The 14,230-nt window shown below is 73.7% G+C and carries 12 protein-coding genes; 8 read left to right on the top strand and 4 right to left on the bottom strand.

The window, feature by feature from the left end:
- Positions 1-64: 64 nt before the first annotated feature.
- Positions 65-1,402, bottom strand: a complete 1,338-nt coding sequence (locus tag OG618_RS31050; protein ID WP_329490890.1) for an aminotransferase class I/II-fold pyridoxal phosphate-dependent enzyme — start codon at positions 1,400-1,402, stop codon at positions 65-67.
- Between the two features lie 34 nt (positions 1,403-1,436).
- On the opposite strand from OG618_RS31050, the gene OG618_RS31045 reads away from it, so the two are divergent.
- The 6 genes from OG618_RS31045 to OG618_RS31020 all read left to right on the top strand — a co-directional run bounded on the left by OG618_RS31045 (position 1,437) and on the right by OG618_RS31020 (position 7,125).
- On the top strand, positions 1,437-2,099 hold the full coding sequence (locus OG618_RS31045) for a pyridoxamine 5'-phosphate oxidase family protein (RefSeq protein ID WP_329490889.1): 663 nt from the start codon (positions 1,437-1,439) through the stop codon (positions 2,097-2,099).
- A 10-nt stretch (positions 2,100-2,109) separates the two neighbouring features.
- Entirely contained in the window at positions 2,110-2,733 is a 624-nt protein-coding gene (locus OG618_RS31040; protein WP_329490888.1) for an FMN-binding negative transcriptional regulator, read from the top strand.
- 125 nt (positions 2,734-2,858) lie between these two features.
- Positions 2,859-4,271 carry a sugar porter family MFS transporter gene (locus OG618_RS31035; protein WP_329490887.1) on the top strand — a complete coding sequence of 471 codons (1,413 nt, stop codon included), beginning with the start codon at positions 2,859-2,861 and terminating at the stop codon, positions 4,269-4,271.
- Positions 4,272-4,385: 114 nt separating this feature from the next.
- Positions 4,386-5,087, top strand: a complete 702-nt coding sequence (locus OG618_RS31030) for a dienelactone hydrolase family protein (protein WP_329490886.1) — start codon at positions 4,386-4,388, stop codon at positions 5,085-5,087.
- 127 nt (positions 5,088-5,214) lie between these two features.
- On the top strand, positions 5,215-6,489 hold the full coding sequence (locus tag OG618_RS31025; RefSeq protein WP_329490885.1) for an MFS transporter: 1,275 nt from the start codon (positions 5,215-5,217) through the stop codon (positions 6,487-6,489).
- Between the two features lie 102 nt (positions 6,490-6,591).
- Positions 6,592-7,125: an HAD domain-containing protein gene (locus OG618_RS31020; protein ID WP_329490884.1), complete on the top strand. Its 534-nt coding sequence runs from the start codon at positions 6,592-6,594 to the stop codon at positions 7,123-7,125.
- Here OG618_RS31020 and OG618_RS31015 read toward each other — a convergent pair.
- Both OG618_RS31015 and OG618_RS31010 read right to left on the bottom strand, forming a co-directional pair.
- Entirely contained in the window at positions 7,103-7,891 is a 789-nt protein-coding gene (locus OG618_RS31015) for a CPBP family intramembrane glutamic endopeptidase (RefSeq protein WP_329490883.1), read from the bottom strand. The genes OG618_RS31020 and OG618_RS31015 overlap by 23 nt on opposite strands.
- A gap of 119 nt (positions 7,892-8,010) precedes the next feature.
- Complete coding sequence (locus OG618_RS31010) at positions 8,011-9,516, bottom strand: glutamate--cysteine ligase (protein WP_329490882.1); 1,506 nt, start codon at positions 9,514-9,516, stop codon at positions 8,011-8,013.
- Positions 9,517-9,884: 368 nt separating this feature from the next.
- Here OG618_RS31010 and OG618_RS31005 point away from each other — a divergent pair, with 368 nt between their 5' ends.
- Together OG618_RS31005 and OG618_RS31000 are read left to right on the top strand one after the other, a co-directional pair.
- Positions 9,885-10,457 (top strand): hypothetical protein, encoded by a 573-nt coding sequence (locus OG618_RS31005; protein ID WP_329490881.1) that lies wholly within the window; start codon positions 9,885-9,887, stop codon positions 10,455-10,457.
- A 351-nt stretch (positions 10,458-10,808) separates the two neighbouring features.
- On the top strand, positions 10,809-11,000 hold the full coding sequence (locus OG618_RS31000) for a DUF5999 family protein (RefSeq protein ID WP_329490880.1): 192 nt from the start codon (positions 10,809-10,811) through the stop codon (positions 10,998-11,000).
- Between the two features lie 109 nt (positions 11,001-11,109).
- Here OG618_RS31000 and gcvP read toward each other — a convergent pair whose 3' ends face one another.
- Entirely contained in the window at positions 11,110-14,010 is a 2,901-nt protein-coding gene (gene gcvP / locus OG618_RS30995) for an aminomethyl-transferring glycine dehydrogenase (RefSeq protein WP_329490879.1), read from the bottom strand.
- Positions 14,011-14,230: the final 220 nt, after the last annotated feature.

Raw genomic sequence — 14,230 nt, 5'->3', positions numbered from 1 at the left:
TCACTCTGTTACCGACCGGTTCAGATCGGTCGTGCACAGGATTCCCGGCCTGTTACCGACCGGTTCAGATCAGTCGCGAACCGGCACCGTCCGCTCCGAGCACGGCCGCCAGGTCGTCGGCCAGCCGCCGTGCCTCGGCCGGATCGAGCCGGGCGACGGTGATCCGCAGCCCCGGCGCGGACTGCAGGCGGAACCGCGCGCCCGGCGCCACGACCCAGCCGCGCTGCACCAGCGCGGCGAGCGCGCCGGTCTCGTCCGGGACGGGCACCCAGACGTTCAGCCCGCTCGCGCCGTGCGCCTCGATGCCACGGGCGGCCAGCTCCCCCAGCAGGGCGTCCCGGCGCGCCCGGTAGGCGGCGGCCACCCGCGCGGCCGGTGCCGCGTCGGTGCGCCACAGCTCGGCGACCGTGCCCTGCAGCAGATGGCTGACCCAGCCGGCCCCGAGCCGCTGACGGCCCTGCACCCGGCCGATGGTGTCGGCGTCCCCGACCGCGAAGGAGAGCCGCAGGTCCGGCCCGTAGGCCTTGGCCGCCGAGCGCACCACCACCCAGTGCTCGGAGCCGGCCCCGACCAGCGAGTGGAAGGGCTGGTCGACCATGCCGTGGCCGTGGTCGTCCTCGATCAGCAGCACCCCGGGATGGCCCGCCAGCACCGCCCGCAGCGCGGCCGCCCGGGCGGCGGTGACCACCGCGCCGGTCGGGTTCTGCGCGCGGCTGGTGACGACCACCGCGCGGGCCCCGGCCGCCAGCGCCTCGGCGAGCGCCTCCGGCAGCGGCCCCTCGTCGTCCAGCCGGACGGGAGCGGGCCGCAGTCCGAGGGCGGGCAGCAGGTCCATCAGGCTCCCCCACCCCGGGTCCTCGACGGCGACGGCGTCCCCGGGGCGCAGCCGGGTGGCCAGGATCCGCTCGATGGTGTCGAGCGAGCCGGAGTTGATGGCGATCGGCGCGTCGGGCAGGCCGTCGGCGCGGAAGCCCGCACCGGCGAGGGCCAGGAGCCCCGGATCGGCGGAGGGGCGCCCGTAGAGCACCGGGTCGCGGCGGGCGGCCTCGGCCGCGGCGGCGAGGGCCGGGGTGAGGTCGGGGAGCAGCGCCGGGTCGGGGTTGCCGTTGGAGAGGTCCCGGGCGTCCGGTGGGACGGGCACCCGGATCTGGTCGCGCGGAGTGAGCGCCGGCCGCGGGCGGATCCGGCTGCCCTTGCGGCCGGCGGTCTCGATCACCCCCCGGTCGCGGAGCAGCCGGTAGGCGGCGGCGACGGTGTTGGGGTTGACGCCGAGTTCGGCGGCCAGGTCGCGCAGCGGGGGCAGTGCGGTGCCGGGCGCGAGCCGCCCGCTGCTGACGCCCTGCTCGACGTCGGCCGCGATCTCGCTGGCGCGCCGTCCCTTGATCGGATAGTCTCCTAGCACAAAAGAGATTATGCACTAGTACATAGAGGTTGTCATGTCAGACGGCACCGCGTCCTACGCCCGTACCCCGCGCACCACCCCCACCCGCTACAAGGACCGCGCCACCTGGGAGCGGGACGCGATCCACGCGATCCTCGACAGCACCTACCTCTGCCACCTCGGCTTCGTCGTCGACGGCGCCCCCGTCGTGCTGCCGACCATCTTCGCCCGGGTCGGCGACCGCCTCTACGTCCACGGCTCCACCGGCAGCCGGCCGCTGCGCGGCGCCAAGGGCGACCAGGGCATGCCGGTCTGCGTCACCGTCACCCTGGTCGACGCCCTGGTGCTGACCAAGTCCGCGTTCAACCACTCGATCAACTTCCGCTCGGTGGTCGCCCACGGCACGGCCCACCAGGTCACCGACCCGGTGGAGCTGTCGGTCGCGCTGGACGCGCTGGTCGACCAGACCGTCCCCGGCCGCTCCGCCGAGGTCCGCCCGGCCAACGCCAAGGAGCTGGCCGCCACCGCCGTCGTCCGGCTCGACCTCGACGAGGTCTCGGCCAAGACCCGCGCCGACGACGCCGACGACGACGAGGCGGACCTCGACCTCCCGTACTGGGCCGGCGTCGTGCCGGTGACCACGGTGTACGGCGCCCCCGTGCCGGACGCCTCCACCGCCGTGCCGCTCCCCGCCCACCTGCGCGACTTCACCCGCTGAGGGGCTCCCCATGCTGATCAGGTCCTGGGACCGGGGTGACGAGGCCGAGTGGCGGGCCTGGCTCGCCGAGGGCCGCGACTTCGGCCTGCTCGCCGCCAACGGCCTGCCCGGCCAGGGGCCCGTCCTGGTCCCCACCCACTTCCTGCTGGACGTCGAGCGGGGCGAGATCCTGCTGCACCTCGCCGCGCCCAACCCGCTGTTCGCCGCCGTCCGGGCCGACCCCGAGGTCACCCTCGCGGTCACCGACGACTACGCCTTCGCCCCCGGCCACTGGCGCGGCGAGCCGGGTACGCCGACCAGCTACTACGCCTCCGTCCAGTTCGTCTGCACGGCCGAGATCGTCGAGGACGCGGCCGGCAAGGCGGCGATCCTCAACCGGCAGCTGGCGCACTTCCAGCCGGAGACCCCGGACACCCGGGTGGCCCCCGGCGAGGCGCCCTTCGGCCCGCTGCTGTCAGGCCTGCGCGGGCTGCGGCTGACGGTCCGCACGGTGCGCGCCAAGTTCAAGTACGACAACAAGAAGGGCGCGGCCGAGCAGCGGGCCGTCGCCGACCGGCTGGCCGAACGCGACCGGGGCCTGGACGCCGCCGCCCGCACCCAGCTCCTCAGGCGTAACGCGCGGCGCACGGGGTAGCAGCGCTGACGCCAAGTCACCCGATCGGCTCGATTTCGGGCGAAGCCGGGACGCCGCTGATCGAATGTGTGACGAATCCTGCCCCCTCGGCTGTGCCGGCGGGCCCGTCCACCCGGGGAGCGCGCGTGTCCACAGCCACATCCCGTCCGGCCTCCGGCGAGGCGCATCTCGGACACGTCGTCTTCATCTCGGCGGCGGCCGCGATGGGCGGCTTCCTGTTCGGCTACGACAGCGCGGTGATCAACGGTGCGGTGACCGGCATCCAGAAGCACTTCGCGGTGGGCAACGGCGAGACCGCCTTCGTGGTGGCCATCGCCCTGCTCGGCTCGGCCGGCGGGGCGGTGACCGCCGGCCGGCTCGCCGACCAGTTCGGCCGGGTCCGCACCATGCTGCTGGCCGCCACGCTGTTCGCGATCAGCGGCATCGGCTCGATGTTCCCGCCGAGCATCCAGGTGCTGGCCACCTGGCGGGTGGTCGGCGGCGTCGCGATCGGCATCGCCTCGGTGATCGCCCCGACCTACATCGCGGAGGTCGCGCCCACCGCCTACCGCGGCCGGCTGGCGTCCTTCCAGCAGATGGCGATCGTGCTCGGCATCACCGTCTCCCAGCTCGCCAACTGGGCCCTCAACCAGGCCGCCGGCGGCGACTCCACCGGTCACCTGGGCGGCATCCAGGCCTGGCAGTGGATGCTCGGCGTCGAGACCGTCCCGGCCCTCGTCTACGGGCTGATGGCGCTGGCCATCCCGGAGTCGCCGCGCTACCTGATCGCCGACCGCCGCGAGGCGCAGGCCCGCAAGGTGCTGCTGGAGGTGGAGGGCGAGGGGGTCGACCTCGACGCCCGGGTCACCGAGATCCGCGCGGTGCTGGAATCCGCCCACAAGCCCCGGGCCAGGGACCTGCTGGGCGGCCGCTTCGGGCTGCTGCCGATCGTCTGGATCGGCATCGGCGCCTCGGTGTTCCAGCAGTTCGTCGGCATCAACGTGATCTTCTACTACTCGTCCTTCCTCTGGCAGTCCGTCGGCATCAACGAGTCGAACTCGCTGCTGATCAGCCTCTCCACCTCGATCGTCAACGTGGTCGGGACGGTGGTCGCCATGGCCCTGGTCGACCGGATCGGCCGCAAGCCGCTCGCGCTGGCCGGGTCGGCCGGCATGGCGCTGGCGCTGGGCACCGCCGCCTGGGCCTTCTCCTTCCGGCACGGCACCGGCGACGCCGCCACCCTGGACGACACCTACGCCACCGTCGCGCTGGTCGCCGCGCACGTCTTCGTGTTCTGCTTCGCCTTCTCCTGGGGCGTGGTGGTCTGGGTCCTGCTCGGCGAGATGTTCCCCAACCGGATCCGGGCACTCGCCCTCTCGGTCGCCGCCTCGGCCCAGTGGATCGCCAACTGGGCGATCACCGTCAGCTTCCCCGACCTCGCGGACTGGAACCTGTCGGCGACCTACGTCATCTACGCGGCCTTCGCCCTGCTCTCGATCCCCTTCGTGGCCTTCTGCATCAAGGAGACCAAGGGCCGGGCGCTGGAGGAGATGGGCTGATCCGCCGCGCCGCGCCGGCGCGGGGGCCGGCGCCGACCACGCTCCCGGCCGCCCCCTCGGCGCCGGCCCCCAGCAGCCCTCGCCGCGCCGCGCGGCCCGTCCCGAGAGGAAGCCATGCCTGAGCAGGGCGGCTCCCGGCAGAACGTCACCTTCCCGAGCAACGGCCGCCAGGCCCACGGCTATCTGGCCCGGCCCGAGCGGGGCGTCGGCCCCGGCCTGGTGGTGGTGCAGGAGTGGTGGGGGCTCACCTCCCACGTGGCCGCGATGGCGGACCGCTTCGCCGCCGAGGGGTTCACCGTCCTCGCCCCCGACCTGTTCGGCGGCGCGACCGCCCACGACAGTGCCGAGGCGGCCAGGCTGAAGCGCGAACTCCCGGTCGAGCGGGCGGTGGTGGACCTGCGCGGCGCGGTCGGGTACCTGCTCGGCCTGGACGGCGTGGTCGGCGACGCGGTCGGCGTGGTCGGGTTCTGCATGGGCGGCGGCTTCGCGCTGCTGCTGGCCGCCGCCGAGGGCGACCGGGTGGCCGCCGTGGTGCCGTTCTACGGGCTGCCACCCGATCCGGACTTCGACTACCGGGGCCTCACCGCCCACGTGCTGGGGCACTACGCCGAGCACGACCGGTCGATCCCGATGGCCGCCGTCGACGAGGCGGCGATCCGGATCGGCGAGGCGACCGACGTCCGGCCCGAGATCCACTTCTATCCGGCCGGGCACGCCTTCATGAACGACGAGAACCGCCCCGGCTCCTACGACCCGCTCCAGGCCCGGACGGCCTGGCGGCGCACCCTCAGCTTCCTCCGGGGCCACCTCGGCTGAGCGCGCCCGCCGGTGAGGCACGCGGCGCCCCGGCCGCCCGCCGTGAGGCCCGCACGCCCCCCTCGGGCCCCGCCGCAAGGCCCGAAACACGGTGGACAGCTGTCACGTCCCCCGGCATAGTCACCAGGTGCAGAGCCAACCCCCACCCCCGCACCGACGGCGCTTCCCCTGGGCCGGCCGCAACTTCCGCATCCAGACCGCCGCCACCGTGGTCAGCGGCCTCGGCAATGCCGGAGCCCCGATCGCCACCGCCTTCGCGGTGATGGCGAGCGGCGGCTCCACCGCCGAGGTCGGCTACGTCACCGCCGCCCGGCTGGTCCCGGTCGTCCTGCTGCTGATGATCGGCGGCGCCCTCGCCGACCGTCTGCCGCGCCACCACGTCATGGTCGTCGCCAACCTGTGCAGCGCCGTCTCCCAGGCGGTCCTGGCCGCGCTGGTCCTGGCCGGTCAGGCGCAGCTCTGGCAGCTGATGCTGCTCTCCGCGGCGGGCGGCGCCGGGCACGCCTTCTACGCCCCCGCCTCCGAGGGCATGATCATGCAGAGCGTGGCCGCGGAGCACGCCGGCCGGGCGTTCTCGGTCTTCCGGCTCGCGCTGAACTCCGCGCAGATCGGCGGCATGGCGCTCGGCGGCGCCCTCACCGCCGCCGTCGGCCCCGGCTGGGTGCTCGCGGTGGACGCCGGCTGCTTCCTGGTCGCCGCCGCCCTGCGGTTCTTCCTGGAGGCCGAGGCCGCCCCCGCCGCGGCCGGCGGCGGCATGCTGCGCGACCTGCGCGAGGGCTGGCAGGAGTTCGCCTCCCGCCGCTGGCTCTGGGTGATCGTGCTCCAGTTCGCCGTGCTGATGGCCTGCATCACCGCCGTGGACGCGGTGTACGGGCCGATCGTCGCCGAGCAACGACTGGGCGGCGCCGGCGACTGGGGGCTGGCGCTCGCCGCGCACGGGATCGGCCTGGTGGTGACCGGCCTGCTGATGGTCCGCTGGCAGCCCCGCCGGATCCTGCTGATCGGCAACTGGGGCGTCTTCCTCTTCGGCCTGCCGGCGCTGGCCCTCGCGCTGGCCGCGCCGCTGCCGGTACTCGTCGCGGCGATGTTCCTGTCCGGCGCCGGGGTCACCGTGTTCGGCGTCAACTGGATGGTCGCCCTGCAGCAGGAGATTCCCGCCGAGATGTTCTCCCGGGTCTCCGCCTACGACCAGCTGGGCTCGCTCTCGCTGGCCCCGGTCGGCACCGCGCTGGCCGGGCCGGCCGCGGTCGGGCTGGGCCTGACCGGCGCGCTCTGGGCCTGTGCGGCGCTCTGCCTGCTGCTCAGCGCCCTCGTCCTGCTGGAGCCGCAGGTCCGCCGGCTCTCCCGGCGCTCCGCTCCGGCCTCCGTCGCGCGGCCCGTCGAGCCCGCCACCGTCGGCTGAGCGCCCCCGCGCCCCCCGCGCGCGCCCTCCGCCGGGCAACCACCGGCGTACGCCACTCGTCCGACCTGGATGACAGAGACGTCTTGACCTGGGGGGCGCCCGGTGCCGAAGCCACTGCTGTTCCTGGATGTCGACGGGGTGCTCAACCCCGTCTGCCCGAGACCCGAGGCCGGGTTCGACGCGCACACCCTGCTCGGCTACAGCGTCCTGCTCTCCGCCCGGCACGGCGAGTGGCTGCGTGAACTGGCCGACACCTACGAACTGGTCTGGGCCACCACCTGGGAGGAGGAGGCCAACACCCACATCGCCCCGGCGATCGGGCTGCCCCGGCTGCCGGTGGTCCGATTCGCCGGCTACGTCCCGCAGCCCGGCGACCCGCGGGTACCGCTGATGGAGCTGTTCTCCGCACACAAGTGGGCCCCCCTGCTGCGGTACGCCGCCGGCCGGCCGTTCGCCTGGACGGACGACGTCATCCCGCCCCGCCTGGTCCGCAACGCCATCTGGCGCCGTGACCGCCTCCTGCTGCCCATCGACCCGGGCCAGGGCCTGGAGCGCCGGCACGTGGACCGGCTGCTGGCCCGCCCGCCGCGCCCCCTGGCCGTCCGCCCGGCGGTCAGCCGGTGGGCAGCCAGCTGACGTGGCCGGCCAGCAGCGCGTACCCGACGAAGGCCACCGTGTCGATCAGCGCGTGCGCCGCCACCAGGGGCATCACCCGCCCCCAGCGCCGGTACAGCAGGCAGAACACCGCGCCCATCACCATGTTCCCGACCAGCCCGCCCACCCCCTGGTACAGGTGGTACGAACCCCGCAGCACCGAGCTGGCCACCAGCGCGGCCGGCCACGACCAGCCCAGTTGCCCGAGCCGGCGCAGCAGGTAGCCGAGAACGACGACCTCCTCCAGGATGGCGTTCTGCCAGGCGGAGGCGACCAGCACCGGGATCCGCCACCAGACGTCGGGCAGCCCGGACGGCGCCACCGTCAGGTTGTAGCCGGCCGCCTGCGAGCCCAGGTAGAGCACCAGCCCGGTGCCGCCGATCGCGGCCGCGACGGCGGCGCCCCGGCCGAGGTCGCGCAGCTTCTGCCCGAGGTCGAACCCGAGCACCCGCAGCGAGGTGCCCTCGCGCACCAGCAGGTAGCCGACCAGCACCACCGGCATCAGCCCGCGCGCGATGTAGTAGACCTGCCAGGCGAGGTCCAGCCAGGGGCGGCCGGGCGCCCGTGAGGAGTTCAGGGTGGCGACCTGCTGGCCGAGCTGGAGCGTCTCGGTCAGCGAGCCCGTGAAGCTGATCAGCGCGCCGACGCCGCTGGCCCCGAGGGAGAGGCCGAGGACGATCAGCAGTTCCACGCCGAGCAGCCGGCGCGTGGGCCGCGCGGTCTCCGGTTGGGTCGGGGCGGTGGTCACGGGGTGCTCCAGCGGTCCGGCGTCGCTCCGGCCGTCGGCCGACCGCCGGAGCGGTCATCCTTCCACAGGGCACTCCCCGTCAGGGCCGGGGAGTGCCCCCGCCACGGGGCCGCCGGGCCCTACCCCACCGGCCAGGTGTGCACGGGCTCGCCGGCCCGCATGTACTCGATGTAGCGCCGGGTCATCGCGGCGAGCGCGGCCGGGCGGTCCATCCCGAACTGCTCGCGCAGCCGGTGGAAGGTGGCGCTCTGCCAGGAGGCGCCGTTGACCCGGCGCAGGCAGCGCTGCTCGATGATGCCGAGGTAGCGGTCCCGGTCGGCCGGCTCCACGCCCCACTCGTCCAGCCCCTGGTAGGCCATCGGCAGCAGCTCGTTCAGCACCAGGTCGACCGCGGGGACGGTGGCCAGGCCCCCGCCGCGCCCGGCCCGGCCCTGCCGCGGCCACTGGAACACGGCGTCGACGCCGTACCGGGCGGCCTGCCGGAAGTTCTCGTCGGCCCGCTCGAACGGCAGCCTGGTCCAGATCGGCCGCGACTGCTCCGCGAGCACCCGGACGAGCCCGTAGTAGAAGGCCGCGTTGGCCAGCGTGTCGGCGACGGTCGGACCGGCCGGCAGCGCGCGGTTCTCCACCCGCAGGTGCGGCACGCCGCCACTGACGTCGTACACCGGGCGGTTCCACCGGTAGATGGTGCCGTTGTGCAGCCGCATCTCGGCCAGCCGCGGCACGCCGCCGGAGGCCAGCACCTTCACCGGGTCCTCGTCGTCGCAGATCGGCAGCAGCGCCGGGAAGTACCGCAGGTTCTCCTCGAACAGGTCGGACGCCGAGTCCACCCAGCGCTCGCCGAACCAGGTGATCGGCCGTACGCCCTGCGCCTTGAGTTCGGCCGAACGGGTGTCGCAGGCCTGCTGGAAGAGCACCGGCCTGGTCTCCCGCCACAGCTCCCGTCCGAACAGGAACGGCGAGTTGGCGCCGAGCGCCAGTTGCGGGCCGCAGATCGCCTGGGCCGCGTTCCAGACCGAGGAGAACCGCTCGGGGGTGACCTGGAGGTGCAGTTGCAACGAGGTCGCGGCGGCCTCGGCGACCATGGTGATCGACTCCAGCTGGAGGTGCTCGACGCCCTCGATGTCCAGCGTGATGTCCTCCCCCCGGGCGGCCAGGATCTGGTCGCTGAGCAGGCTGTACCGCTGGTTGTGGGACATCGCGTCCAGCCCGGTGTGATCGTGCTCCAGGGTCGGCAGGATGCCGACCATCACGATCCGCGCGCCGGCCTCGGCGGCCCGCCGGTCGGCGTAGCGCAGCCCGGTGTCGATCTCCTCGCGCAGCTCCTCGAAGACGTGGCCGGCGAGCCGGTGCGGGGCGATGTTGACCTCGATGTTGAACTGGCCCAGCTCGGTCTGGAAGTCACTGGAGCCGATCGCGCTGAGCACCTGCGCGTTGCGCATCACCGGCAGGCCCTGCTCGTCGGCCAGATTGAGCTCGATCTCCAGCCCCATCACGGCGCGGGGCCGGTCGAAGCGGTCCTCTCGCAGCATCCGCTCCAGCGCGTCCTGGCAGGACTGGAGCTTGCGCCGGTACAGCTGCCGGTCCGACAGGTCCGCGCGCGTCGCCACGACCTTCTCGCCCATGGTCCCCTCCTCCTGAGCGGCCGGCCGACCGACCGTGCAAGCATCATGCCCACCCCGAAGATCGATACCCGATCGCTTCGACCGGCTTGCAATGCAAGGGAACTGATGGTCTTTCAGCACATCCGTCGACTTGCCCGGCGCCACCGCCTGTGATAAACAGGTCACCCTGTGCACCTGTTCGATAGAATTCGCACTGCGCCCAAGGCCGGCCCGCTGTCGATCCGAACACCCTCGTCGACGGCAGCGGCGGCGCCCGCACCGCGATCATGCACAACCGGACACGGCCAGGTTCCGTCACCGACGACACACCGCGCCATGCCGGTATGCCGCACTCGCACGCCGATCTCGCACGGAGAGGCGACCCCGCCATGACTCTGCAGACCCCCCAGCCCCCGCCCAGCGCCCTGCGCGCGGTCCTCGCCGCGCTCGACTCGGAGACCGCGCTGCGCCAGCCCGCCGCCGCCGCGCTGCGTCATCCGACCGGCCCGCTGCTGCCCGCGCATCCGCTCGCGGTCCACGTCCTGGACGGGCCCCGTCCCGAGCTCGCCGCCGCCCGGCGGACGGGCTGGCGGTTCCTGATCAAGGACGGCGCCGAGGTGGCGGCCGCGGCCGAGGTGGTCCAGGGCGTCGAGGGCCACGTCTTCTCCCACTTCACCGCCGGGCCGTACCTGGACTCCACCGTCCGGGCACTGCGCCAGGCCTGGCAGCTCGCCCAGACCTCGCGGACCCGACGGCAGCCCCGGCTGCTCACCTTTCCGGGCCAGTACGCCACCGCGCTCTGGCTGCACAGCCCGGACTCCGGGCCCGACGCGGACCAGCTGATCCCACTGGCCCCGGCCCCGCTCGGCGTCACCGCGCACCGCGCCTACCCGGCGGCGGACCTGCTGCCCGCCCTCACCCGCGCCCCGCTCACCAGGCCACTGCTGCTCGGCTCCTCCTGAACGCTCCCCCGTCACCCCCGCGCCACCCGTACCCACCCGGACGGGTCATAGGGCATGGCCGAATCGAGTCAGCCGCCCCTTGACCCGTCCGGCGCTCATTCACGTCTGCTGCCACCTGAACGGGTGATCTCTGCCCGGTAGTTGTGGCGCATGTCACGAAATTGCTGCGCGATCGCCCCGGGATGCCGACACTGGGAACCAGCGTGGAAGGACCCCCTGTCCTACCCACTTGAGCGCCGGTCCACACCTGGCCCGGCGCCGGACAGGATCCGACTACCGCGGCGGCTCCCGCCGGTCACCCGGCGGCGCCGCACCACGGGGAGGATCGCCAAGCGAAGCGAGGGTACGCGTATGTGCCAGCACCGTCCTGAGTGCCCGTCGGCGGAGTCCGAGGACCGCGAGGCGGCCGTACCGGTGGCCTGCCACCCGGAGCAGGGCTGGAGCCTGCTCTGCAACGGCGTCCTGGTCTTCGAGGACACCGGCGAACTGCTGCCCGACGGCCGGGTGATCGCCCCGCGCCGCCCCGTCGCACACGCCGCCTGACCGGCCGACGGCGGGGTCGGCCGCCGAGCGACACCGACGACGCAGGACAACGGGCAGGGCCCCGGCGGAGAAGACTCCGCCGGGGCCCTGCCGTACCGCGTCAGTCGGCTCAGGAGCCGTACTCGTCCAGCGGCGGGCAGGAGCAGACCAGGTTGCGGTCGCCGTACGCGCCGTCGATCCGGCTGACCGGCGGCCAGTACTTGTCCGCCGGGTTCACGCCCGCCGGGAAGACGGCCTCCTGGCGCGAGTAGCCGTGCGCCCAGTCACCGGCCAGCGCGCCCGCGGTGTGCGGGGCGTTGCGCAGCGGGTTGTCCTCGGCCGGCCACGCGCCCGAGCCGACCTTGTCGATCTCGGCCCGGATCTCGATCATCGCGTCGCAGAAGCGGTCGATCTCGTGCAGGTCCTCGGACTCGGTCGGCTCGATCATCAGGGTGCCGGCCACCGGGAAGGACATCGTCGGCGCGTGGAACCCGTAGTCGATCAGGCGCTTGGCGATGTCGTCCACCGTCACGCCGGTCTCCTTGGTGAGCGGGCGCAGGTCGATGATGCACTCGTGCGCGACCAGGCCGCCGGGACCGGTGTAGAGCACCGGGAAGTGCGGGGCCAGGCGCTTGGCGATGTAGTTGGCGTTCAGCACCGCCACCTGGGTGGCCCGCTTGAGGCCCTCCCCGCCCATCAGCCGGACGTACGCCCAGGAGATCGGCAGGATGGCCGCCGAGCCCCACGGGGCGGCCGAGATCGGGCCGACGCCGGTGGCCGGGCCCGCCTCGGACTGCAGCGGGTGGTTCGGCAGGTACGGCGCCAGGTGCGCGCGCACCGCCACCGGGCCGACGCCCGGGCCGCCGCCGCCGTGCGGGATGCAGAAGGTCTTGTGCAGGTTCAGGTGCGAGACGTCCGCGCCGAACTTGCCCGGCTTGGCGAGGCCGACCAGGGCGTTCAGGTTGGCGCCGTCCACGTAGACCTGGCCGCCGGCCTCGTGCACCAGGGCGCAGATGTCGGTGATCTGGGTCTCGTACACGCCGTGGGTGGACGGGTAGGTGACCATCAGCACCGCGAGGTTGTCGCGGTGCTGCTCGATCTTCGCCCGGAGGTCCTCGACGTCCACGTCGCCGTCGACCAGGGTCTTGACCACGACCACGCGCATACCGGCCATCACGGCGGAGGCCGCGTTGGTGCCGTGCGCGGAGGACGGGATCAGGCAGACGTCGCGCTGCACGTCACCGTTGGCGTGGTGGTAGGCGCGGACGGCCAGCAGACCGGCCAGCTCGCCCTGCGAGCCGGCGTTCGGCTGGATCGAGACGGCGTCGTAGCCGGTGACCTCGACCAGCTGCTGCTCCAGCTGGCGGATCAGGGTGAGGTAGCCCTGGGCCTGGTCGATCGGCGCGAACGGGTGCAGCTGGCCGAACTCCGGCCAGGTCACCGGCTCCATCTCGGTGGTCGCGTTGAGCTTCATGGTGCAGGAGCCCAGCGGGATCATGCCGCGGTCCAGCGCGTAGTCGCGGTCCGACAGGCGGCGCAGGTAGCGCAGCATGGCGGTCTCCGAGCGGTGGCTGTGGAAGACCGGGTGGGTCAGGTACTCGTCCTCGCGCAGCAGAGCGGCCGGCAGCGCCTCGGCGCTCTCCGGGGTCTCGACGCCCTCGACGCCGAACGCGGCCCAGACGCCCGCCAGGTGCTCGCGGGTGGTGGTCTCGTCGGTGGAGACCGAGATCCGGTCCTCGCCGTCCTGGTACACGTTGATGCCGTGGGCGCGGGCGGCCTCGGCGATCGCGGCGGCGCGGCCGGGGACGACCGCGGTGACGGTGTCGAAGAACTCGCCGTGCAGCAGCTCGACGCCGCCGGCCCGCAGGCCCTCGGCGAGGGCGGCGGCGTAGCGGTGGGTGCGGCGGGCGATGTCGGCCAGGCCGTCCGGGCCGTGGTACACGGCGTACATCGAGGCCATCACGGCCAGCAGCACCTGGGCGGTGCAGATGTTGCTGGTGGCCTTCTCGCGGCGGATGTGCTGCTCGCGGGTCTGCAGGGCCAGCCGGTAGGCGCGGTTGCCGTCGGCGTCGACGGAGACGCCGACCAGGCGGCCGGGCAGCGAGCGGGCGTACTCGGCGCGCACCGAGAGGTAGCCGGCGTGCGGGCCGCCGAAGCCCATCGGCACGCCGAAGCGCTGCGAGGTGCCGCAGGCGATGTCGGCGCCGAGCGAGCCCGGGGACTTCAGCAGGGTCAGCGCCAGCAGGTCGGCGGCGACGGCGACGATCGCACCGAGGCCGTGGGCCTGCTCGATCACCGGGGCGAGGTCGCGGACCACACCGGTCGCGCCGGGGTACTGGAGCAGCACGCCGAAGACGCCGCGCTCGGCGATCTCGGCCGGGATGCCGGCGGAGAGGTCGGCGACGACGACCTCGACGCCGGTCGGCTCGGCGCGGGTCCGGATCACCGCGACGGTCTGCGGCAGGGTCTCGACGTCGACCAGGAAGACGCCGCCCTTGACCTTGGTGACACGGCGGGCCAGGGACATCGCCTCGGCGGCCGCGGTGCCCTCGTCCAGCAGCGAGGAGCCGGAGGTGGGCAGACCGGTGAGGTCGGAGACCACGGTCTGGAAGTTGAGCAGCGCCTCCAGACGGCCCTGCGAGATCTCCGGCTGGTACGGCGTGTACGCGGTGTACCAGGCCGGGTTCTCCAGGACGTTGCGCAGGATCACCGGCGGGGTGAAGGTGCCGTAGTAGCCCAGGCCGATCATCGGCTGGAGGACGGTGTTGCGACCGGCCAGCTCGCGCAGCTCGGCGAGGACCTGGGCCTCGCTGCGGCCGGCGGGCAGGTCCAGCCCGGTGATGGAGCGGATCGCCTCGGGCACGGCGGTGGCGGCGAGCTCGTCCAGCGAGCCGTAGCCCACCTGGGCCAGCATCTTCTCCTGCGCGGCGACGTCGGGGCCGATGTGGCGGTTCTCGAAGGGGCTGGCCTGCTCGAGCTCGGTGAGGGTCACGGGGGTGGTGGTGCGTCCCGCGTTCGGCTGGGCGTTCATGGTGGTCGAGGCCTCCTGGTCACGGACCGGCGGGGGTACGCACGCCGGGCGGCACCGCCGCTGCGGACGACAGCGGACAGGCCTGGGGCGGACGGACCCGACAGGCCTCCCCCTCTGTCATCGGGACCTGAGAGCTTCACCCGCGCGAGGCGCTGTGGCGCCCCGCCGGCTTGCACCGTCGGTGAGGGTGGTGCCGCCGGCTCCCTCGCCGGCAGTCCTG

The organism is Kitasatospora sp. NBC_01246 (genome assembly GCF_036226505.1).
Classification (GTDB): domain Bacteria; phylum Actinomycetota; class Actinomycetes; order Streptomycetales; family Streptomycetaceae; genus Kitasatospora.
The sequence above is the reverse complement of the archived record's forward strand: the minus strand, read 5'-3'. Positions and strand labels throughout refer to the sequence as shown.

Excerpts from the sequence above, each read along its gene's own strand:
- OG618_RS31045 (WP_329490889.1), top strand. The coding sequence starts at position 1,437 with ATGTCAGACGGCACCGCGTCCTACGCCCGTACCCCGCGCACCACCCCC.
- OG618_RS31030 (WP_329490886.1), top strand. The coding sequence starts at position 4,386 with ATGCCTGAGCAGGGCGGCTCCCGGCAGAACGTCACCTTCCCGAGCAAC.
- OG618_RS31000 (WP_329490880.1), top strand. The coding sequence starts at position 10,809 with ATGTGCCAGCACCGTCCTGAGTGCCCGTCGGCGGAGTCCGAGGACCGC.
- OG618_RS31040 (WP_329490888.1), top strand. The coding sequence starts at position 2,110 with ATGCTGATCAGGTCCTGGGACCGGGGTGACGAGGCCGAGTGGCGGGCC.
- gcvP (WP_329490879.1), bottom strand. The coding sequence starts at position 14,010 with ATGAACGCCCAGCCGAACGCGGGACGCACCACCACCCCCGTGACCCTC.
- OG618_RS31005 (WP_329490881.1), top strand. The coding sequence starts at position 9,885 with ATGACTCTGCAGACCCCCCAGCCCCCGCCCAGCGCCCTGCGCGCGGTC.
- OG618_RS31010 (WP_329490882.1), bottom strand. The coding sequence starts at position 9,516 with ATGGGCGAGAAGGTCGTGGCGACGCGCGCGGACCTGTCGGACCGGCAG.